Below are 21,223 nucleotides of genomic sequence, written 5' to 3'. Positions count from 1 at the left end.
GGAACGCGGGGAAGTGAAACATCTCAGTACCCGCAGGAAGAGAAAACAACCGTGATTCCGGGAGTAGTGGCGAGCGAAACCGGATGAGGCCAAACCGTATGCGTGTGAGACCCGGCAGGGGTTGCGCATGCGGGGTTGTGGGATCTCTCTTCCACGGTCTGCCGGCCGTGGGACGAGTCAGAAACCGTTGATGTAGGCGAAGGACATGCGAAAGGTCCGGCGTAGAGGGTAAGACCCCCGTAGTCGAAACGTCAGCGGCTCGTTTGAGAGACACCCAAGTAGCACGGGGCCCGAGAAATCCCGTGTGAATCTGGCGGGACCACCCGCTAAGCCTAAATATTCCCTGGTGACCGATAGCGGATAGTACCGTGAGGGAATGGTGAAAAGTACCCCGGGAGGGGAGTGAAATAGTACCTGAAACCGTGTGCCTACAAGCCGTGGGAGCGTCGGACATCAGCTTGCTGGTGTCTCGTGACTGCGTGCCTTTTGAAGAATGAGCCTGCGAGTTTGCGGTGTGTTGCGAGGTTAACCCGTGTGGGGAAGCCGTAGCGAAAGCGAGTCCGAACAGGGCGGTGGAGTAGCACGCTCAAGACCCGAAGCGGAGTGATCTAGCCATGGGCAGGTTGAAGCGGAGGTAAGACTTCGTGGAGGACCGAACCCACCAGGGTTGAAAACCTGGGGGATGACCTGTGGTTAGGGGTGAAAGGCCAATCAAACTCCGTGATAGCTGGTTCTCCCCGAAATGCATTTAGGTGCAGCGTCGTGTGTTTCTTGCCGGAGGTAGAGCACTGGATAGGCGATGGGCCCTACCGGGTTACTGACCTTAGCCAAACTCCGAATGCCGGTAAGTGAGAGCGCGGCAGTGAGACTGTGGGGGATAAGCTCCATGGTCGAGAGGGAAACAGCCCAGAGCATCGACTAAGGCCCCTAAGCGTACGCTAAGTGGGAAAGGATGTGGAGTCGCACAGACAACCAGGAGGTTGGCTTAGAAGCAGCCACCCTTGAAAGAGTGCGTAATAGCTCACTGGTCTAGTGATTCCGCGCCGACAATGTAGCGGGGCTCAAGCGTACCGCCGAAGTCGTGTCATTCACATGGAAGCCCCAACGGGTGTGTGGATGGGTAGGGGAGCGTCGTCTGCCGGGTGAAGCAGCACCGGAAGGTAGTTGTGGACGGTTGACGAGTGAGAATGCAGGCATGAGTAGCGATACAAACGTGAGAAACGTTTGCGCCGATTGACTAAGGGTTCCTGGGTCAAGCTGATCTGCCCAGGGTAAGTCGGGACCTAAGGCGAGGCCGACAGGCGTAGTCGATGGATAACCGGTTGATATTCCGGTACCCGCTGTGAAGCGTCAAACATCGAATCCAGTGATGCTAAGCCCGTGAAGCCGCCCTTGATCTCTTCGGAGTGATGGGGAGTGGTGGAGCCGGTGACCCGAGCTGGTAGTAGGTGAGTGATGGGGTGACGCAGGAAGGTAGTCCATCCCGGGCGGTGGTTGTCCCGGGGTAAGGGTGTAGGACGTCAGGTAGGCAAATCCGCCTGGCACATAGTCTGAGACCTGATGCCGAGCCGATTGTGGTGAAGTGGATGATCCTATGCTGTCGAGAAAAGCCTCTAGCGAGTTTCATGGCGGCCCGTACCCTAAACCGACTCAGGTGGTCAGGTAGAGAATACCGAGGCGTTCGGGTGAACTATGGTTAAGGAACTCGGCAAAATGCCCCCGTAACTTCGGGAGAAGGGGGGCCACACCCGGTGAGAGGACTTGCTCCTTGAGCTGGGGGTGGCCGCAGAGACCAGCGAGAAGCGACTGTTTACTAAAAACACAGGTCCGTGCGAAGCCGTAAGGCGATGTATACGGACTGACGCCTGCCCGGTGCTGGAACGTTAAGGGGACCGGTTAGCTTGGATTCGTCCAGGCGAAGCTGAGAACTTAAGCGCCAGTAAACGGCGGTGGTAACTATAACCATCCTAAGGTAGCGAAATTCCTTGTCGGGTAAGTTCCGACCTGCACGAATGGCGTAACGACTTCTCGACTGTCTCAACCATAGGCCCGGTGAAATTGCACTACGAGTAAAGATGCTCGTTTCGCGCAGCAGGACGGAAAGACCCCGGGACCTTTACTACAGTTTGATATTGGTGTTCGGTTCGGCTTGTGTAGGATAGCTGGGAGACTGTGAAGCTTGGACGCCAGTTCAGGTGGAGTCGTCGTTGAAATACCAGTCTGGTCGTGCTGGATGTCTAACCTGGGTCCGTGATCCGGATCAGGGACAGTGTCTGATGGGTAGTTTAACTGGGGCGGTTGCCTCCTAAAGGGTAACGGAGGCGCCCAAAGGTTCCCTCAGCCTGGTTGGCAATCAGGTGTTGAGTGTAAGTGCACAAGGGAGCTTGACTGTGAGACCGACGGGTCGAGCAGGGACGAAAGTCGGGACTAGTGATCCGGCGGTGGCTTGTGGAAGCGCCGTCGCTCAACGGATAAAAGGTACCCCGGGGATAACAGGCTGATCTTCCCCAAGAGTCCATATCGACGGGATGGTTTGGCACCTCGATGTCGGCTCGTCGCATCCTGGGGCTGGAGTCGGTCCCAAGGGTTGGGCTGTTCGCCCATTAAAGCGGTACGCGAGCTGGGTTTAGAACGTCGTGAGACAGTTCGGTCCCTATCCGCTGTGCGCGTAGGAGTCTTGAGAAGGGCTGTCCCTAGTACGAGAGGACCGGGACGGACGAACCTCTGGTGTGCCAGTTGTTCTGCCAAGGGCATGGCTGGTTGGCTACGTTCGGGAGGGATAACCGCTGAAAGCATCTAAGCGGGAAGCCTGCTTCGAGATGAGGACTCCCACCCACTTGATGGGGTAAGGCTCCCAGTAGACGACTGGGTTGATAGGCCGGATATGGAAGCACGGTAACGTGTGGAGTTGACCGGTACTAATAGGCCGAGGGCTTGTCCTCAGTTGCTCGCGTCCACTGTGTTGGTTCTGAAACCACGAACAACCCCACACCCGTGTGGTGTGGTGCGGTTGATTGTTTCATAGTGTTTCGGTGGTCATAGCGTGAGGGAAACGCCCGGTTACATTCCGAACCCGGAAGCTAAGCCTTACAGCGCCGATGGTACTGCAGGGGGGACCCTGTGGGAGAGTAGGACGCCGCCGAACTACCTTTAGAGCTCTGGCTTTCGGGCAATACCGCCCGAGAGCCAGAGCTTTTTTGCGTTGAGGTAAGGTCGGGGAGCATCGTCGGTACGTTTTCCCACAGGAGGCCCCCGGGTGGAGGTCCAGGAGACCCGTGTTCAGACAGACCGGGTCCTCACCATCCCGAACATCCTCAGCATGGCGCGTCTCGTCGGCGTGCCCCTCTTCCTGTGGCTGATCCTCAGGCCGGAGTTCGGCGGCCCCAAGAGCGACGGCTGGGCGCTGCTGGTGCTGGCTCTCAGCGGCGTCAGCGACTACCTGGACGGCAAGCTGGCCAGGCGCTGGAACCAGATCAGCAGCCTCGGCCGGCTTCTCGACCCCGCGGCCGACCGGCTGTACATCCTGTCGACCCTGGTCGGCCTCACCTGGCGGGAGATCCTGCCACTCTGGTTGACCGCCGTACTGCTGGCGCGGGAGCTGGTGCTCCTCGTGATGGTGGGCATCCTTCGGAGGCACGGCTATCCGCCGCCGCAGGTGAACTTCCTCGGGAAGGCCGCCACCTTCAACCTCATGTACGCCTTCCCGTTGCTGCTGCTCAGTGACGGAACTGGCTGGCTCTCGTCACTCGCTGCTATTTTCGGATGGGCGTTCGCCGGATGGGGTACAACCCTCTATTGGTGGGCAGGAGTCCTCTACGTGGTCCAAGTCCGCCGCCTCGTTCGTGCGGACGCCGAGGCCGATTGAACTCGCCGATTGGTGCGGTCGCAACGGCGCGATGGCCCGCACGGCAAAAGTGCGGGACAATTCGGACGGGTGAAGTCGGCGAGACCGTCGTCTCTTGTAGGAGGACGCTTCCGACATGAAGGCCGTCGTGATGGCCGGCGGCGAAGGCACGCGCCTTCGCCCTATGACCTCGAGCATGCCCAAGCCGCTCCTGCCGGTGGCCAACCGGCCGATCATGGAGCACGTTCTGCGGCTGCTCAAAAGGCATGGTCTCAACGAGACCGTCGTCACCGTGCAGTTCCTGGCCTCGCTGGTCAAGAACTACTTCGGTGACGGCGAGGAGCTCGGAATGGAGCTCACCTATGCCAACGAGGAGAAGCCTCTCGGTACCGCGGGAAGCGTCAAGAACGCCGAAGAGGCGTTGAAGGACGACACCTTCCTCGTCATCTCCGGTGACGCTCTGACCGACTTCGACCTCACGGACCTGATCAACTTCCACAAGGAAAAGGGAGCCCTGGTCACCGTCTGCCTGACGCGGGTGCCGAATCCGCTGGAATTCGGCATCACCATCGTCGACGAGGAAGGCAAGGTCGAGCGCTTCCTGGAGAAGCCGACCTGGGGCCAGGTCTTCTCGGACACGGTGAACACCGGCATCTACGTGATGGAGCCCGAGGTCTTCGACTACGTCGAGGCCGATGTGCCCGTCGACTGGTCCGGGGACGTCTTCCCGCAGCTCATGAAGGAAGGCAAGCCGATCTACGGCTATGTCGCCGAGGGCTACTGGGAAGACGTCGGCACCCACGAGAGCTACGTGAAGGCGCAGGCCGACGTCCTCGAGGGCAAGGTCGACGTCGACATCGACGGCTTCGAGATCTCCCCCGGCGTGTGGGTGGCCGAAGGCGCCGAGGTGCACCCCGACGCCGTCCTGCGGGGGCCGCTCTACATCGGCGACTACGCCAAGGTGGAAGCCGGAGCCGAGATCCGCGAGCACACCGTCGTCGGATCCAACGTCGTCGTCAAGAGCGGCGCCTTCCTGCACAAGGCCGTGGTGCACGACAACGTGTACGTCGGGCCGCACAGCAACCTGCGCGGATGCGTGGTCGGCAAGAACACCGACATCATGCGGGCCGCGCGGATCGAGGACGGCGCGGTCATCGGCGACGAGTGCCTGGTCGGTGAAGAATCGATCGTCCAGGGCAATGTGCGGGTCTACCCCTTCAAGACGATCGAGGCCGGTGCCTTCGTCAACACCTCGGTCATCTGGGAGTCCAGGGGACAGGCGCACCTCTTCGGCGCCCGCGGCGTCTCCGGCATCCTGAACGTCGAGATCACACCCGAACTCGCGGTGCGGCTGGCCGGCGCGTACGCCACGACGCTGAAGAAGGGCGCGACGGTCACCACCGCGCGTGACCACTCCCGTGGTGCCCGCGCGCTGAAGCGGGCGGTGATCTCCGCGCTGCAGGCCAGCGCGATCGAGGTCCGGGACCTGGAGAACGTACCGCTGCCGGTGGCGCGGCAGCAGACCGCGCGGGGCAGTGCCGGCGGCATCATGATCCGGACCACGCCGGGCGTGCCGGACTCCGTGGACATCATGTTCTTCGACAGCCAGGGCGCGGATCTGTCGCAGGCCAGCCAGCGCAAGCTCGACCGGGTGTTCGCGCGGCAGGAGTACCGGCGGGCCTTCCCGGGCGAGATCGGAGACCTGCACTTCCCGTCCAGCGTGTTCGACTCGTACACCGGGTCGCTGCTGCGCAACGTCGACACGACCGGGATCGCCGAGTCCGGGCTGAAGGTCGTCGTCGACGCGTCGAACGGCAGCGCGGGCCTGGTGCTGCCGAGCCTGCTCGGCAAGCTCGGGGTGGACTCCCTGACCATCAACCCGGGCCTGGACGAGACCAGGCCGACCGAGTCCGCGGAGGCGCGGCGCAAGGGGCTGGTGCGCCTCGGTGAGATCGTCGCGTCCGCGCGCGCGGCGTTCGGCGTGCGGTTCGACCCGGTCGGCGAGCGGCTGTCGCTGGTCGACGAGAAGGGGCGGATCGTCGAGGACGACCGGGCGCTGCTGGTGATGCTCGACCTGGTGGCCGCCGAGCGGCGCAGCGGACGGGTGGCCCTGCCCGTCACCACGACCCGGATCGCGGAACAGGTGGCGGCATACCACGGGACGCAGGTGGAGTGGACCACCACGTCGCCGGACGACCTGACCCGGGTCGGGGCCGAGGAGTCGACGATCTTCGGCGGGGACGGCAAGGGCGGCTTCATCGTTCCGGAGTTCAGCAGTGTCTTCGACGGCACGGCGGCCTTCGTGCGGCTGATCGGGCTGGTGGCCCGCACCCAGCTCACCCTGAGCCAGATCGACGCCCGGATTCCGCGGGCTCACGTCCTCAAGCGGGACCTCGCGACTCCGTGGGCCGTCAAGGGCCTCGTCATGCGGCGGGTCGTCGAGGCGGCCGGAGACCGTCACGTCGACACCACGGACGGTGTGCGCGTGGTGGAGGCCGACGGACGCTGGGTGATGGTGCTGCCCGACCCGGCGGAGGCGGTCACCCACCTGTGGGCCGAGGGGCCGGACGACGCCTCCGCCCAGGCCCTGCTCGACGAGTGGTCGGCGGTCGTGGACAGCGCCGGCCGGTAGAACGCCCCGTACGCGCGCGTGCCGGACAAGTCTCCCGCAAGGGGCCTGTCCGGCACGCCGGTGGGGCCGTTCGGAGGTACCGGGCGCGACATGCGACGATGTGCGGCATGCCGCAGGAGCCCCCCGTTCGGAGCACGTCCACGCGCGCGCATGCGCGTCCGGACGCGTCCATGTCACTGCTCACCAATGTCATGGACCACAGCCTCGACGACGGCTACGCCGAGGCGGCGGCGCGCAAGAAGGCCGCGGGAGACAGGGGGATGCCCAGGACGCTGCGGGCCCGGCTGGGACTGGCCGCCGGTCTGGTCCTGGCGGCGCTCGTGGTCACCGTCGGCGCGGCACAGGCGCGCGTGGCCGCCCCCGCTCTCGCGAAGGAGCGGGAGGAGCTGGTCGACCGGATCGACCGGGAGACCGAGGCCGCCGACGAGCTGGAGAGCGATGTCGACGAGCTGCGGAACGAGGTCGACGCGCGCCGGCGGGCCGCGCTCAAGCAGAGCGGTGGCAGCGACCGCATGGAGCTGATGGGCATCCTGTCGGGCGCCACCGAGGTACACGGCCCGGGTGTGAAACTCGTCGTCGACGACGCCAAGGACTCCAGTGCCGGCGGTGACGGCGACCCGCGCGGGACCTCCAGCTTCTCCGACACCGGCCGGGTGCGTGACCGGGACATGCAGCGCGTGGTCAACGGTCTGTGGGAGTCGGGCGCGGAAGCCGTGTCGATCAACGGGCAGCGGCTGACCGCGCTGTCGGCGATCAGGGCCGCGGGCGACGCCATACTGGTCGACAACCGGCCGCTGGTCCCGCCGTACACCGTGCTCGCGCTGGGGGACGGCAAGAACCTGAGCACCCGGTTCCAGAACAGCGCCGACGGGCTCTACCTGCATGCCCTCCAGGAGAACTTCGGCATCCGGACCGCCATCTCCGTGGAGGACGAGCTGCGGCTTCCGGCCGCGCCGAGCGTGACCGTGCGCACCGCGCGGCCGAGCACAGAGTCAGCACAGCCGAGAACTGAGAAAGGCACATCGTGATCGCCGTACTGGGCCTCGTCGTGGGAGTCGTGGCCGGCCTGTTGGTCCGGCCCGAGGTTCCGGCGGTCGTCGAGCCGTATCTGCCGATCGCCGTGGTGGCGGCGCTCGACGCCGTCTTCGGTGGCCTGCGGGCCATGCTCGACGGCATCTTCGACGACAAGGTCTTCGTGGTCTCGTTCCTGTCGAACGTGGTCGTCGCCGCGCTGATCGTGTTCCTGGGCGACAAGTTGGGCGTGGGCGCCCAGCTGTCCACCGGTGTGGTGGTCGTGCTCGGCATCCGCATCTTCTCCAACGCCGCGGCGATCCGCCGGCACGTGTTCCGGGCGTGAGGCCGATGAGCAACCTGGACGAAACGGGCGAGAACCGGCTGCGCAGGGAGCTGCCCGAGGAGGTGCCGGCGGCCGCGCCGCGGGCCGGTGAGCCGGAGGAAGCGGCCGAGCCGGCGCTCACCGGCCGGCAGCGGCTGGTGAAGGGGCTGTGGCCGCCGCGCGTCACGCGGGCCCAACTCATCGTGGCGGTGCTGCTGTTCGGGCTGGGCTTCGGCCTGGCCGTGCAGGTCGCGTCGAACAGCGACGGCGACGACGCCCTGCGCGGCGCGCGCCAGGAGGATCTGGTCCGCATCCTCGATGAACTCGACGACCGCACCCAGCGTCTTGAAGACGAGAAGCAGGGGCTCGAGAAGCAGCGGGACGAGCTGGAGAACAGCTCGAACCAGGCGGAGGAGGCCCGTCGCCAGACGATCGAGAAGGAGCGGCAACTCGGCGTCCTCGCGGGCACGGTGGCCGCGGAGGGCCCCGGCATCACCATGACCATCGAGGACACGAAGGGGACGGTCGAGGCGGACATGCTGCTCGACGCCATCCAGGAGCTGCGGGCCGCGGGCGCGGAGGCGATCCAGGTGAACGGCGTCCGTGTGGTTGCCGGCACCTACCTCACGGATTCCGGCAAAAGCGTGAGCGTCGACGGGAACAAGATCAACACGCCCTATCGTTTCAAGGTCATCGGCAAGCCGCAGGACCTCGAACCGGCGCTGAACATCCCTGGAGGCGTGGTGCAGACGCTCGAGAAGGAGCAGGCCACCGTGACCGTCGAGCGGTCCGACAAGATCGTCGTGGACGCCTTGCGGGCCGCGGAGCGACCTGACTACGCTCGGTCGTCCTCCCGGTGAACCGCCGGTGCATGGCGGACTTCCGGCGAGGGCATGAGGTTGCGGGGGGTCGGCGCACCGATTGGGTGGTGCGTGGTGGAAACTGTCTGGTGGACACGGACGTTGTGAGGATGTCCGGCTCGACCAGTGTGTGCAATCAGGGTTCGTCCTGCCCCACGGGCGGGTCTGTTTCGGTCAAGGGGAATCGCCCGTGAAGTTGTTTGCGAAGTTGTTCGGCAAGAGCGCACGAGAGGACCGCGACAGCAACGCGACCGCTCGCCATCGCGCCCAGCCTGACGCGGAGGGCCAGCGCCCGCTGTTCCGGGACCAGGTGGCTGGTCCGGGCGGTGACATTCCGGGAGGCCAGGGCGCGCCGTCCGTTGACCCTGCCCAGTCCGGCGGCATAGGTTTCGGGCAACCGTCGGCCCCGGGTACGGGCGGAGGGTTCCCCTCCGGTCCGTACGCGTCCAGTGCCCCGGCGGGGCAGCCGCGGCAGGAGGATCCGTCCATGTCGGTCCTGGTGTGTACGAGGTGCGGTAACCGCAACGCGCAGAGCAGCCGCTTCTGTTCGAACTGCGGCGCGCCGCTGCGGCCGGGCGCGGCCCCGGAGCGTCCGTCGGAGACGACCTCCACGATCTCCATCAGCGGGCTGGAGGCCTACGACGCCGAGGCCACCGGTCAGACGGCGATGCCGACGCTCTCCCCGGAGGCGCAGGCCGCCGTCGACGCGCTGCCGCTGGGCTCCGCCCTGCTGGTGGTGCGCCGCGGGCCGAACTCGGGCAGCCGTTTCCTCCTGGACAGCGACCTGACCACGGCCGGCCGTCATCCGCAGAGCGACATCTTCCTGGACGACGTCACCGTCTCCAGGCGGCATGTGGAGTTCCGGCGCGGCCCCGACGGCTCGTTCACGGTGGCCGACGTGGGCAGCCTGAACGGGACGTACGTCAACCGGGAGCGGATCGACCAGGTCGCGCTGTCGAACGGCGACGAGGTGCAGATCGGCAAGTACCGGCTGGTGTTCCACGCCAGCCGGCAGGGCATCTGACCCTCCCCCGGGCGCAGCCCCGGGGGAACCCCAGGGAAGGTCCATGCTTCAAACACCGAGCGGCGGTGCCGGCCACGGTACCGCCGCCGCGGACAGTGGGCTGATGAGCATCGGCACGGTGCTGAACGTGCTGCGCGAGGAGTTCCCCGAGGTCACGATCTCCAAGATCCGTTTCCTGGAGTCCGAGGGGCTGATCGAACCGCAGCGGACTCCTTCGGGATACCGCAAGTTCAGCGCCGGTGACGTCGAGCGTCTCGGCCACGTCCTGAGGATGCAGCGGGACCACTATCTGCCGCTCAAGGTGATCCGCGAGCACCTCGATGCGATGGAGCGCGGTGAGGAGGTACGGCTTCCCGCGCTCGGCAGGCAGCGTGACGGGGAGGCCGTGCCGGAGCAGACGGACGGGCCCACGGCGGCCCGGATCGGGCGGGCCGAGCTGCTCGCCGCCGCCGGGATCGACGAGCGCCAGCTGGCCGAGTGGGAGGCGTACGGCCTGATCACGGCCCTGGCGGACGGGGTGTACGACGCGGAGGCCGTCACCGTGGCGGCCCTGGTGGCCGAGCTGGGGCGCTTCGGGATCGAGCCGCGTCACCTGCGGCTGATGAAGGCCGCCGCCGACCGGGAGGCCGGACTGGTCGACCAGGTGGTCGCTCCGCTGAGACGCCACCGCAATCCCCAGACCCGGGCACTCGCCGAGGCGCGGACCAAGGAGCTGGCGGGCCTCACCATGAGGCTGCACGCGGCGCTGGTGCGGACCGCGCTCGGGGTGCGGCTGCCCTGAGCCCCCGGGTGCCACCCCGCGGTCAGGGCCGCGGGACGCCGCTCCGAGGGTGGTCCCGGCGCGGGTCGCCGGAGCCCGGCCGACGGGGTGCCGGCGGCCGGATCGAACGCCTGATACCGGCCCGACTACCCAAACATCCCGGGCACGGCCTAGGGTTGCTGTGTGAACGAGCTCGATGTCGTAGGTGTCCGGGTGGAAATGCCCTCCAACCAACCGATCGTGCTCCTGCGTGAAGTGGGAGGCGACCGTTACCTCCCCATCTGGATCGGGCCGGGGGAGGCGACGGCGATCGCCTTCGCCCAGCAGGGCATGGCCCCCGCGCGGCCGCTGACCCACGACCTGTTCAAGGACGTGCTGGAGGCCGTCGGCCAGGAGCTCACCGAAGTGCGCATCACGGACCTGCGTGAAGGCGTCTTCTACGCGGAGCTGGTGTTCGCCAGCGGAGTCGAGGTGAGCGCCCGTCCTTCCGATGCCATAGCGCTGGCCCTGCGCACCGGCACGCCGATCTACGGCAGTGACGGGGTGCTGGACGACGCCGGTATCGCGATCCCGGACGAGCAGGAGGACGAGGTGGAGAAGTTCCGCGAGTTCCTCGACCAGATCTCGCCCGAGGACTTCGGCACCAGCAGCCAGTGAGGAGGGGCGCGGTCCGGTGGCTTCCGGTCCGCCGGGCCGCGTGCTCCGTGATCGCACGCCGTGGGCATGTGCCGACGGCGAGTGAGAGCGTCCTGCGGCTCCCGCCGAGAGCATTCGGCTAGCCTTTCCCCGCGGTGGGGCACGGGAAACCACTCTTAGGGTGATTATCACTCGGCGTGCCGAGTGTGGCGATCGTTGACGCACCCTTGGTGACTGCCTACCGTCGAGAAGGCAGGTCAAGGACGGAGGTCGGCGTGAGAAGCAGCGGCGACGGTACGGCTGGGGGTGTCCCCGGACGCGGTTTCGGGGAGCGCGGTCCGTATCCGCTTCACGGCAGGGCGGCCGATCACACTCCGCAGCGGCCTGCGGCGGTGCCCGACGGCGAGGGAGCGGAGCCCCGGGCGGCCGAGGAGGTCGGCTACCGGGGACCGACGGCCTGCGCGGCCGCCGGCATCACCTACCGGCAACTCGACTACTGGGCGCGCACGGGCCTGGTCGAGCCGAGCGTGCGGCCCGCCTACGGATCCGGGACCCAGCGGCTCTACAGCTTCCGCGACGTCGTCGTTCTCAAGATCGTCAAGCGGTTCCTCGACACCGGGGTGTCCCTGCAGAACATCCGCACCACGGTGCAGCACCTCAGGGAACGCGGTTTCCGCGATCTCGAGCGCATGACGCTGATGAGCGACGGCGCGACGGTGTACGAGTGCACCTCGCCCGACGAGGTCCACGCGCTGCTCCAGGGCGGCCAGGGAGTCTTCGGGATCGCGGTGGGCGTGGTCTGGCGGGACGTCGAGAACGCGCTGTCCCAGTTGCACGGGGAGCGCATCGACACGGGGGAGACGCTGGTCGGGCAGAACCCGGCCGACGAGCTGGCACGGCGGCGCAACCGCGCGGTCTGAGGGGCCGTGAGGGCCGTCGCACACCGGCGTACCGGGTCCCGAGGTTCCTGCTGCCGGGGCGGCGGGCTGAGCGATCCTCAAGCGCTTTCCGAGACGCGCCGCCGCATTGTCAGTGGTGTGGTGCAGCATCGGAGATGTGAGAACCGCGCCCACGATCCTGCATCTCGACATGGATGCCTTCTTCGCCTCGGTGGAGCAGGCGTCGAAGCCGAGCCTGCGCGGGAAGGCCGTCATCGTGGGCGGGCTGGGGCCCCGCGGTGTGGTCGCCACCGCCTCGTACGAGGCGCGGGTGTTCGGCGTGCACTCGGCGATGCCGATGGCACAGGCGCGGCGGCTGGCGCCGAACGCCGCGTATCTGGTGCCGCGCTTCGCTCTGTACCGCTCGATCAGTGAGCAGGTGATGGCACTGCTCGGATCGCTGTCCCCGCTTGTGGAGCCGTTGAGCCTCGACGAGGCGTTCGTGGACCTGGAGGCCGGGGGCGCCGCCTGGGACGAGGAATCGGCGCGGCTGGCGGGCAGGAAGCTGCGCGCGGACATCCGCGCGGTGACCGGGCTGACCGGTTCGGTGGGGCTGGCGGCTTCCAAGATGCTCGCGAAAATCGCGTCCGAGCAGGCGAAACCGGACGGGCTGGTGCTGATCCGGCCGGGGACGGAGCGGGAGCTGCTCGCGCCGATGCCGGTGCGGACGCTGCCCGGCGTGGGCCCGGCGACGGGGGACCACCTGCGGCGGGCCGGCATCACCACGGTCGGGGAACTCGCCGAGGCGGGTGAGGACGAGCTGGTGCGCCTGCTCGGCAAGGCGCACGGGCACGCGCTCCACGCCATGGCGCTCGCCCGGGACGAGCGGCCCGTGGTGGCCGAGCGGGAGGCGAAGTCGGTCTCCGTGGAGGACACCTACGACGTGGACATCCACGACCGGGCCCGAGTGGGCCTGGAGGTGCAGCGGCTGGCGGACCGGTGTGTGCGGCGGCTGCGGGGCGCGGGGCTGTCGGGGCGGACGATCGTGCTGAAGGTGCGCCGGTACGACTTCTCCACGCTGACCCGCTCCGAGACCCTGCGCGGGCCCACGGACGACCCGGCGGTAGTGCGGGAGGCCGCGGCGCGGCTGCTGGAGTCGGTGGACACCACGGGCGGGGTCCGGCTGCTGGGGGTCGGTGTCACCGGGCTCGCGGACTACACGCAGGAGGACCTGTTCGCGCAGGCGGCGGGAGAGCGGGAGGACGGGCCCGCCGAGGCCGGGGCCGAGGAGCGGACACCGGTGCGGAGCGAGCCCGCCGAGCGGCACTGGCCGGCGGGACACGACGTGGTGCACGCCGAGTACGGGCACGGCTGGGTGCAGGGCAGCGGGCTGGGGCGTGTGACCGTGCGGTTCGAGACGCCGGATTCCGCGCCGGGCCGGGTGCGGACGTTCCGGATCGACGATCCGGCGCTGGAGCCGGCGGATCCGCTGCCCCTGGTGCGGCGAAGACCCGGGGAGCGGGGGGAGTCGCGGAACAGGGAGCGCTCCGGTGATCCGGGTGCTCCGGGCGAGCTGCCGCACCGGGGTGAGCTGCGCGCTCCGGGCGACCCGCGTGACGGGGACGGTTCACCTGACCCGGGTGGACGGGGGGACCGCGGCGACCAGGATGATCCGGGTGATCACCGTGACCTCGGTGCCGCGGACCGTGCCGGTGGTCCCGGTGGTCCCGGTGGTCCCGGCGGTGCGGGCGGTCCGGTCCTGTCCGGTGGTCCGGTCCGTGCCGCGGGCTTCCGCGCCCCCGGTGGTCCCGGTGGTCCCGGTGGTCCCGGCGGTGCGGGCGGTCCGGTCCTGTCCGGTGGTCCGGTCCGTGCCGCAGGCTTCCGCGCCTCCGGCGGGCCGGGCGCCTCCGGCGGGCCGGGCGGCTACCGCAGGCCGGGTGGTCCCGGGCGCGGGGACGGAATGGGCCCGGGGTGAGGGGCCGTGCGGGTGGGACCGGGCGGGCTCGGTGGGTGAAGCCGGTGGGTGCTCGCCCGGGCCCCCGCAGGTGGCCGCTCACCCCGGGGGCTCAGGTCTCGTCCGTACCCGCCAGCTTGCCGAACTCGTGGTCGGGGAGGGCGGGCGGGGACGCGATGTCGAGGCCGTAGTGGTGGTAGAGCTGGAGTTCCTGGTCGGGGGAGAGATGCCGGCCCACGCCGAAGTCGGGGGCGTCCTTGATCAGGGCGCGCTCGAAGGGCACGTGGAGGCTGCCCTCGACCAGCTCGCTGGGCTCGAGGGGGACGAAGGCGTCCCTGCTGAACAGGCCCGTGCGTATGGCCGCCCACTCCGGCACACCGGTCGCGTCGTCGAGGTAGACCTCGTCGATGGTGCCGATCTTGGTGCCATTGCGGTCGAACGCCTTGCGGCCGATCAGGTTGCGCGGATCGATGTCGGTCTGCACCGGGCCCTCCACGTGGTCGCAACTCATCCGTTAGCACTACGAAAGAGCACATTGGGGCGGGCGGCCACTCGAACGCCTGGGCGTTGACCGCGCTGGTAGGCTGGCAACGGCTGCTGACCCCGTGCGGGAGAGTCCTCCGGAGACGACCGGAGGCGCCGAAGGAGCAAATCCTCCCCGGAATCTCTCAGGCTCACGTACCGCACGGACGAGGTCACTCTGGAAAGCAGAGCGGGTGTCGACGGCTTCCGCTCTCACCGACGGTGAAAGCCGGATCCCCGCGGGTGGTCCGGTGAAGCTCTCAGGTTGAGATGACAGAGGGGGAGGCCGTCCGGGCACCCGCGCCGTGGTGCCCCTCGCAGGTCGCGTCAGACCAGGAGGCCTCCGCAATGACCGCCCATCGCATTCCGCTCTCCGAGCTCGAACAGGGCATTCCGTTCGAGCAGCGCCACATCGGGCCCGACCAGGAGGCTCGGGCCAAGATGCTCGCGCAGATCGGCTACGGCTCGCTGGACGAGCTGACCGCCGCCGCGGTCCCGGATGTGATCAAGAACGCCGACGCCCTGGACCTGCCGGGTGCGCGCACCGAGGCCGAGGTGCTGGCCGAGCTGCGGGCGCTGGCCGACCGCAACCAGGTCCTCGACTCGATGATCGGTCTCGGCTACCACGGCACCTTCACGCCGCCCGTGATCCTGCGCAACGTCATGGAGAACCCGGCCTGGTACACGGCCTACACGCCGTACCAGCCCGAGATCTCCCAGGGCCGTCTGGAAGCGCTGCTGAACTTCCAGACCATGGTCGCCGACCTGACCGGCCTGCCGACCTCCGGCGCCTCGCTGCTCGACGAGGGCACCGCGGCCGCCGAGGCGATGGCGCTGTCGCGGCGCATGGGCAAGAACAAGAAGGGCCTGTTCCTGGTCGACGCGGACGCGCTGCCGCAGACCATCGCCGTCATCCAGACCCGCGCCGAGCCGACCGGTGTCGAGGTGGTCGTCGCGGACCTGAGCGACGGCATCCCCGCCGAGGTCGCCGAGCGCGAGATCAACGGCGTCCTGATCCAGTACCCGGGCGCCTCCGGTGCCGTGCGCGACATCAAGGCCGTCATCGACCAGGCGCACGAGCTGGGCGCGCTCGTCACCGTCGCCGCCGACCTGCTCGCGCTCACCCTGCTGAAGTCGCCGGGCGAGCTGGGCGCGGACATCGCCGTGGGCACGACCCAGCGGTTCGGCGTGCCCATGGGCTTCGGCGGGCCGCACGCCGGTTACATGGCGGTGCAGGACAAGATGGCCCGCAGCCTGCCCGGGCGGCTCGTCGGCGTGTCCGTGGACGCCGACGGCAACCGGGCCTACCGCCTCGCGCTCCAGACCCGTGAGCAGCACATCCGCCGCGAGAAGGCGACCAGCAACATCTGCACCGCGCAGGTGCTGCTCGCCGTGATGGCCGGGATGTACGCCGTCTACCACGGGCCGGACGGCCTGAAGGGCATCGCACGGCGCACCCACCGCTACGCCTCGATCCTCGCCGCGGGCCTGGCCAACGGTGGCGTCGAGGTCGTCCACGGCGCGTTCTTCGACACGGTGACCGCGCGGGTGCCCGGCCGGGCCGCCGAGGTCGTCGCCGCCGCCCGCGAGAACGGCGTCAACCTGCGGCTCGTCGACGCCGACCAGGTGTCGATCGCCTGCGACGAGACCACCGGCCGCGCGCAGCTGGCCGCCGTGTGGGCCGCCTTCGGCGTCGACGCGGACGTCGAGGCGCTGGACGCGGACACCGCGGACTCCCTGCCCGGCGGGCTGCTGCGCACCGACGACTTCCTCACCCACCCGGTCTTCCACCAGCACCGTTCCGAGACCGCGATGCTGCGCTACCTGCGCCGGCTCGCCGACCGGGACTACGCCCTCGACCGCGGCATGATCCCGCTGGGCTCGTGCACCATGAAGCTCAACGCGACCACCGAGATGGAGCCGGTCACCTGGCCCGAGTTCGGCGCTCTGCACCCGTTCGCGCCCGCCGAGCAGGCGGAGGGCTACCTCACCCTCATCCGCGAGCTGGAGGACCGGCTCGCCGAGGTCACCGGCTACGACAAGGTGTCCCTCCAGCCGAACGCCGGTTCGCAGGGCGAGCTGGCCGGTCTGCTCGCCGTACGCGGCTACCACCGGGCCAACGGTGACGACCAGCGCACCGTCTGCCTGATCCCGTCCTCCGCGCACGGCACGAACGCCGCGAGCGCCGTGATGGCCGGGATGAAGGTCGTGGTCGTGAAGACCGCCGAGGACGGCGAGATCGACGTCGAGGACCTGCGGGCCAAGATCGAGCAGTACCGCGACGAGCTGGCGGTGCTCATGATCACGTACCCGTCCACGCACGGTGTGTTCGAGGAGCACGTCTCCGAGATCTGCGCGCGGGTGCACGAGGCGGGGGGCCAGGTGTACGTCGACGGCGCCAACCTGAACGCGCTGGTCGGCCTCGCCAAGCCGGGCCACTTCGGCGGCGACGTCTCGCACCTGAACCTGCACAAGACGTTCTGCATCCCGCACGGCGGCGGCGGTCCCGGGGTCGGCCCGGTGGCCGTCCGCGAGCACCTGGCGCCGTACCTGCCGAACCACCCGCTCCAGCCGGCCGCCGGCCCGGAGACGGGCGTCGGCCCGGTCTCGGCCGCCCCGTGGGGCTCCGCGGGCATCCTGCCGATCTCCTGGGCGTACGTCCGGCTGATGGGCGGCGAGGGCCTGAAGCGGGCCACGCAGGTGGCGGTGCTCAGCGCCAACTACGTCGCCAAGCGCCTCGAGCCGCACTACCCCGTGCTGTACACGGGCCCCGGCGGCCTGGTCGCGCACGAGTGCATCATCGACCTGCGCCCGATCACCAAGGCGACCGGTGTGAGCGTCGACGACGTCGCCAAGCGGCTCATCGACTACGGCTTCCACGCGCCGACGATGTCGTTCCCGGTGGCCGGGACGCTGATGATCGAGCCGACGGAGTCCGAGGACCTGGCCGAGCTGGACCGGTTCTGCGACGCGATGATCGCCATCCGCGCGGAGATCGAGAAGGTCGGCACGGGTGAGTGGCCCGCCGACGACAACCCGCTGCGCAACGCGCCGCACACCGCGGGAGCGCTCGGCGGGGAGTGGGAGCACGCGTACAGCCGCGCCGAGGCCGTCTTCCCGGGCGGGGTCTCCGCCGCCGACAAGTACTGGCCGCCGGTGCGCCGGATCGACCAGGCGTTCGGCGACCGGAACCTGGTGTGCTCGTGCCCGCCGCTGGACGCCTACGAGGACTGATCCGCGCGGACCCCGCGCACGCGAGGGCCCCGCTCCGGCCGTCCACGGCCCGGAGCGGGGCCCTCGCGCGTGCCGGCGGCGGATCAGGCGGGGTAGGCGTGCGTCTGGGCCGCCTTGACCGCCGCCCAGACCTCCGCGCCGGGGTGCAGGTCCAGCTCGGCGGCGGCCACCGTGGTGAGGTCCGCGGCGAGGGAGAGCTCACCGGTGAGTGCGGCGCGGATCTGGTCGCCGTGGGTCTCCAGACCGGTGACCGAGCAGCGCCAGAGGTTGCGGGCGCTGGAGCCGGCCGGACGCTCGCGGTGCAGGGTGACCGCACCCGGCGGGAACGCCACGAAGACGGGTCCGGCGAGGTCCTCGGTGGTGGTGAGGGCCGGGCCCGCGTCGAGGCGGACCGTGTGGCCCTCGGCGTGCCCCTTGTAGAGGTTCAGGCCGACGAGCCGGGCGACGTAGTCGGTGCGCGGGCGGCGGGCGATCTCGGCGGGTGTGCCCTCCTGGACGACCTCCCCGTGCTCGACGACCACCAGCCGGTCGGCCAGCACCATGGCGTCGAGCGGGTCGTGCGTCACCAGGACGGCCACGGCCTCGAAGTCGGCCAGGTGGTGGCGCAGCCGGGCGCGCACCTCCAGGCGGGTGCGGGCGTCCAGGGCGGCCAGCGGCTCGTCCAGCAGCAGCAGCCGGGGGCGGGTGGCCAGGGCGCGGGCGAGGGCGACGCGCTGGGCCTGGCCGCCGGACAGGCGGCGCGGCTTGGCGCCCGCGTGGGCGGTGAGACCCATGCGGTCCAGCCAGCCGGCCGCCCGGGCGCGGGCCTCCGTCTTGCTCGCCCCCTGGCAGCGCGGGCCGAAGGCCACATTGTCCAGGGCGGTCAGGTGGGGGAAGAGCAGGTAGTCCTGGAAGACGACCCCGACCGGGCGGGACTCGGGGGGCGTACGGTCCAGCTCGGCGCCGTCCAGCCGGAGGTGCCCGCCGGTGAGCGGGGTCAGCCCGGCGAGGGCGCGCAGCGCGGTGGTCTTGCCGGCGCCGTTCGGGCCGAGGAGGGCGACGACCTCGCCGGGGGCGGCGCGCAGGGCGATGTCCAGGCGGAAGGTTCCGCGCTCGACGATCAGGCGGGCGTCCAGGCCCTCGCGTGGCGCGGGCGCCGCGCCGGGCGTGCCGGGCGCGGGGGCGCCGCCCGGGGGAGCGTGGTCCGCGGAGGTGTCGTTCCCTGTCATGCGGCTCTCCGTCATGTGGCTCTCATCCAGCGGTCGCGCAGCCCCGCCAGGACCGCGATCGAGACGGCCAGCAGGACCAGGCTGAGGGCGATCGCGGCGGCCGGGTCGTTCTGCAGGGCCAGGTAGACGGCGAGCGGCATGGTCTGGGTGCGGCCGGGGAAGTTGCCCGCGAAGGTGATTGTCGCGCCGAACTCGCCCAGCGCGCGGGCCCAGGCCAGGACGGCGCCCGCCGCGATGCCGGGGCCGATCAGCGGCAGGGTGACCCGGCGGAAGGCGGTGAAGCGGGAGGCACCGAGGGTGGTGGCGGCCTCCTCGTAGCGCGGGTCGGCGGCGCGCAGCGTGCCCTCCACGCTGATGACGAGGAACGGCATCGCGACGAACGTCTCCGCGAGCACGACGCCCGCGGTGGTGAACGGCAGCGTGATGCCGAACCAGGCGTCCAGCCAGCGCCCGACGACGCCGTTGCGGCCGAGGGCGAGCAGCAGCGCGACACCGCCCACCACCGGCGGCAGGACGAGCGGCAGGGTCACCAGTGCGCGCACCAGCCCGCGCCCGGGGAACTCGGTGCGGGCCAGCAGCCAGGCCAGCGGGACGCCGAGGACCAGGCTGAGCCCGGTCGCGGCCGTGGCGCAGATCAGGGACAGCCGCAGCGCCTCCCACACCCCGGGACCGGTGAGCTGCTCCGGCAGACCGCGCCACGGGGCGCGCAGGAGGAGGGCGATCAGCGGCACCAGCAGGAAGGCGAGCCCGAGGACCGCGGGGAGCAGCAGGGGCAGCGGCGCCCCGCGGGAGCCCTTCGGGCGCCGCGGCGGCCGGGCCACCCGGCGTTCGCCCCTCACGGCTCGAGGAACCCGGCGCCGGTCAGCACCTTCCGGCCCTCGGCGGACCGGACCAGGGCGATGAACGCCTTTCCGGCCCGGGCGTGGGGGGCGTCCTCGAGCAGGGCGATCGGGTACTCGTTGACGGCGTCGGCCGACTCGGGGAAGTCCACGCCCTCCACCTTGTCACCCGCGGCCCGCACGTCCGTCCGGTACACGACGGCGGCGTCCGCCTCCTTCAGCTCCACCTTGGTCAGGGCGCCCTTGACGTCCTGTTCGTACGACACCGGCTCGAGCTCGAGTCCGGCCGCGTCGAGTGCCTTGCGGGCGGCCGCGCCACAGGGCACCTCCTCGTCGCACAGCACGACCTTCAGGTCCGGCCCGGTGAGGTCCTCGAGGGAGGAGATCCGGTGCGGGTTGCCCGGCAGGGTGGCGATCTGGAGCTGGTTGCGGACGAAGGTGACCGGTGGGCCGGCCGTGCCGTCCCGGTCGGTGACCACGGCCATGGTCCGCGGGCTCGCGGCGGCGAAGACATCGGCGGGGGCGCCGTTGACGATGCCCGCGGCGAGGCTGTCGCTGCCGCCGAAGTTGAAGGTCACCTCGGTGCCCGGGTGCCGGCGCTCGAACCGCGCGCCCAGTTCCTCGAAACCCTCCTTGAGGGAGGCGGCGGCGAAGACGGTGACCGTGCCGGAGAGCTCCGGCGGCCCCGAGGTGCCGGTGGTGGTGTCACCGGAGGAGGACGAGCAGGCGCTCAGGGCGAGCAGCGCCGCGGCGCCGGCGCCGATGGTGCGCAGTATCCGGCGGGCGGGGGTACGGGTGTTCACGGGCCACTCTCTTCGTCGTCCACGGCGTCTCACGCGCTCGTCCGCGGGGCGTCTGGCGTCCTCGCCCACGGGCATCACACGCGGTGACGGCGTTCCGCCACGCCGGTCATTGTGGCGCAGATGCGAGCCGTAGGTCTGCTGAAGCATCGCATGAGCCAGCTCGCTAGCTCTTGGAGGCATGCATGTGCGTCCATGGGAGGTGATCCGGGCCGTCAGTTGCGGTCGATATGGACATTCGTCGACTTCACCCGTGCCGTGGCCTCCATCCCCACCTCGAGGCCCAGCTCCTCCACGGCCTCCCGGGTGAGCAGGGAGACCAGCCGGTGCGGGCCCGCCTGGATCTCGACCTGGGCCGCGACGTCGCCGAGCTTGATCGCGGTGACGATGCCGGGAAAGGCGTTGCGGGCGGAGGTGTACGGGGCTTCCTCCTCGGCGTTCCCGGCCCTGGCGAGCTCGACCGAGAACGCGGCCAGGTCCCTGCCGTCGATGAGCCGGCGTCCGGTCTCGTCGCGGTGGGTCGCCATCCGTCCCGCGTCCGCCCAGCGGCGTGCGGTGTCGGGGCTGACGCCGAGCAGTCGTGCGGCCTGACCGATCGTGTAGGAGTGCATGCCCGTCACGATAGGGCCGGCCGGGGAGTACGCGGACGCGGTGCGCCGCGCCCTCGGCAGAAAGGGGTTTCCCACGGGGGGTTTA

General features: G+C 69.5%; 15 protein-coding genes, 2 rRNA genes, 1 pseudogene and 1 riboswitch (1 of these 19 cut by a window edge). Of the genes and pseudogenes, 13 read left to right on the top strand and 5 right to left on the bottom strand.

Annotated features, from left to right (window positions below):
* The 12 genes and pseudogenes from SGLAU_RS05470 to SGLAU_RS05415 form a co-directional block, all read left to right on the top strand.
* Window positions 1-2,942, top strand: a 23S ribosomal RNA gene (locus tag SGLAU_RS05470); it begins 181 nt to the left of the window's first position.
* 86 nt (window positions 2,943-3,028) lie between these two features.
* Window positions 3,029-3,145 (top strand): 5S ribosomal RNA (gene rrf, locus SGLAU_RS05465).
* Between the two features lie 111 nt (window positions 3,146-3,256).
* Window positions 3,257-3,865, top strand: coding sequence for a CDP-alcohol phosphatidyltransferase family protein (locus tag SGLAU_RS05460; protein WP_043498835.1), 609 nt, complete (start codon window positions 3,257-3,259; stop codon window positions 3,863-3,865).
* A gap of 115 nt (window positions 3,866-3,980) precedes the next feature.
* Window positions 3,981-6,476 (top strand): mannose-1-phosphate guanyltransferase, encoded by a 2,496-nt coding sequence (locus SGLAU_RS05455; RefSeq protein ID WP_043498834.1) that lies wholly within the window; start codon window positions 3,981-3,983, stop codon window positions 6,474-6,476.
* A gap of 98 nt (window positions 6,477-6,574) precedes the next feature.
* On the top strand, window positions 6,575-7,504 hold the full coding sequence (locus SGLAU_RS05450; protein WP_099052768.1) for a DUF881 domain-containing protein: 930 nt from the start codon (window positions 6,575-6,577) through the stop codon (window positions 7,502-7,504).
* On the top strand, window positions 7,501-7,833 hold the full coding sequence (locus SGLAU_RS05445; RefSeq protein ID WP_003988855.1) for a small basic family protein: 333 nt from the start codon (window positions 7,501-7,503) through the stop codon (window positions 7,831-7,833). Before SGLAU_RS05450 ends, SGLAU_RS05445 begins: the two co-directional genes overlap by 4 nt.
* A 5-nt stretch (window positions 7,834-7,838) precedes the next feature.
* On the top strand, window positions 7,839-8,672 hold the full coding sequence (locus tag SGLAU_RS05440; RefSeq protein ID WP_043498830.1) for a DUF881 domain-containing protein: 834 nt from the start codon (window positions 7,839-7,841) through the stop codon (window positions 8,670-8,672).
* A gap of 61 nt (window positions 8,673-8,733) precedes the next feature.
* Window positions 8,734-9,696: an FHA domain-containing protein gene (locus tag SGLAU_RS33400; RefSeq protein ID WP_078957610.1), complete on the top strand. Its 963-nt coding sequence runs from the start codon at window positions 8,734-8,736 to the stop codon at window positions 9,694-9,696.
* 43 nt (window positions 9,697-9,739) lie between these two features.
* Window positions 9,740-10,477, top strand: coding sequence for a MerR family transcriptional regulator (locus SGLAU_RS05430; RefSeq protein WP_043498827.1), 738 nt, complete (start codon window positions 9,740-9,742; stop codon window positions 10,475-10,477).
* 162 nt (window positions 10,478-10,639) lie between these two features.
* Window positions 10,640-11,113, top strand: a complete 474-nt coding sequence (locus SGLAU_RS05425) for a bifunctional nuclease family protein (RefSeq protein ID WP_004002801.1) — start codon at window positions 10,640-10,642, stop codon at window positions 11,111-11,113.
* Between the two features lie 254 nt (window positions 11,114-11,367).
* Complete coding sequence (locus tag SGLAU_RS05420) at window positions 11,368-12,012, top strand: MerR family transcriptional regulator (protein ID WP_078957609.1); 645 nt, start codon at window positions 11,368-11,370, stop codon at window positions 12,010-12,012.
* Between the two features lie 136 nt (window positions 12,013-12,148).
* A pseudogene (locus tag SGLAU_RS05415) lies at window positions 12,149-13,549 on the top strand (DNA polymerase IV); the annotation flags it as partial.
* A gap of 487 nt (window positions 13,550-14,036) precedes the next feature.
* Here SGLAU_RS05415 and SGLAU_RS05410 read toward each other — a convergent pair.
* A complete protein-coding gene (locus SGLAU_RS05410) occupies window positions 14,037-14,408 on the bottom strand; it encodes a PRC-barrel domain-containing protein (protein WP_043506321.1) in 372 nt (123 codons plus the stop codon).
* Between the two features lie 114 nt (window positions 14,409-14,522).
* A riboswitch (glycine riboswitch) is annotated at window positions 14,523-14,618 on the top strand.
* A 176-nt stretch (window positions 14,619-14,794) separates the two neighbouring features.
* Here SGLAU_RS05410 and gcvP point away from each other — a divergent pair.
* Entirely contained in the window at window positions 14,795-17,680 is a 2,886-nt protein-coding gene (gene gcvP, locus SGLAU_RS05405) for an aminomethyl-transferring glycine dehydrogenase (RefSeq protein WP_043498823.1), read from the top strand.
* Window positions 17,681-17,763: 83 nt separating this feature from the next.
* Here gcvP and SGLAU_RS05400 read toward each other — a convergent pair whose 3' ends face one another.
* From SGLAU_RS05400 to SGLAU_RS05385, 4 genes are all read right to left on the bottom strand, one after another.
* The gene (locus SGLAU_RS05400; RefSeq protein WP_099052909.1) at window positions 17,764-18,888 is read right to left on the bottom strand and encodes an ABC transporter ATP-binding protein; all 1,125 of its coding nucleotides are present in this window, start codon (window positions 18,886-18,888) and stop codon (window positions 17,764-17,766) included.
* Between the two features lie 11 nt (window positions 18,889-18,899).
* The gene (modB, locus tag SGLAU_RS05395) at window positions 18,900-19,727 is read right to left on the bottom strand and encodes a molybdate ABC transporter permease subunit (protein WP_052413636.1); all 828 of its coding nucleotides are present in this window, start codon (window positions 19,725-19,727) and stop codon (window positions 18,900-18,902) included.
* Window positions 19,724-20,530, bottom strand: coding sequence for a molybdate ABC transporter substrate-binding protein (modA, locus tag SGLAU_RS05390; protein ID WP_043498819.1), 807 nt, complete (start codon window positions 20,528-20,530; stop codon window positions 19,724-19,726). The genes modB and modA overlap by 4 nt, the downstream gene beginning before the upstream one ends.
* Window positions 20,531-20,742: 212 nt before the next feature.
* Window positions 20,743-21,138, bottom strand: a complete 396-nt coding sequence (locus tag SGLAU_RS05385) for a TOBE domain-containing protein (protein WP_208868887.1) — start codon at window positions 21,136-21,138, stop codon at window positions 20,743-20,745.
* Window positions 21,139-21,223 lie beyond the last annotated feature (85 nt).

The organism is Streptomyces glaucescens, from assembly GCF_000761215.1.
In the GTDB taxonomy this organism is placed as follows: Bacteria; Actinomycetota; Actinomycetes; order Streptomycetales; family Streptomycetaceae; genus Streptomyces; species Streptomyces glaucescens_B.
Note: the sequence above shows the minus strand (reverse complement) of the source record. Positions and strands in the feature narration are given on the sequence as shown.

What these genes read in the sequence shown, in the direction of transcription:
- SGLAU_RS05385 (WP_208868887.1), bottom strand. Translation starts at nt 21,138, where the DNA reads ATGCACTCCTACACGATCGGTCAGGCCGCACGACTGCTCGGCGTCAGC.
- SGLAU_RS05440 (WP_043498830.1), top strand. Translation starts at nt 7,839, where the DNA reads ATGAGCAACCTGGACGAAACGGGCGAGAACCGGCTGCGCAGGGAGCTG.
- gcvP (WP_043498823.1), top strand. Translation starts at nt 14,795, where the DNA reads ATGACCGCCCATCGCATTCCGCTCTCCGAGCTCGAACAGGGCATTCCG.
- SGLAU_RS05455 (WP_043498834.1), top strand. Translation starts at nt 3,981, where the DNA reads ATGAAGGCCGTCGTGATGGCCGGCGGCGAAGGCACGCGCCTTCGCCCT.
- SGLAU_RS05400 (WP_099052909.1), bottom strand. Translation starts at nt 18,888, where the DNA reads ATGACAGGGAACGACACCTCCGCGGACCACGCTCCCCCGGGCGGCGCC.
- SGLAU_RS05430 (WP_043498827.1), top strand. Translation starts at nt 9,740, where the DNA reads ATGCTTCAAACACCGAGCGGCGGTGCCGGCCACGGTACCGCCGCCGCG.
- SGLAU_RS05450 (WP_099052768.1), top strand. Translation starts at nt 6,575, where the DNA reads ATGTGCGGCATGCCGCAGGAGCCCCCCGTTCGGAGCACGTCCACGCGC.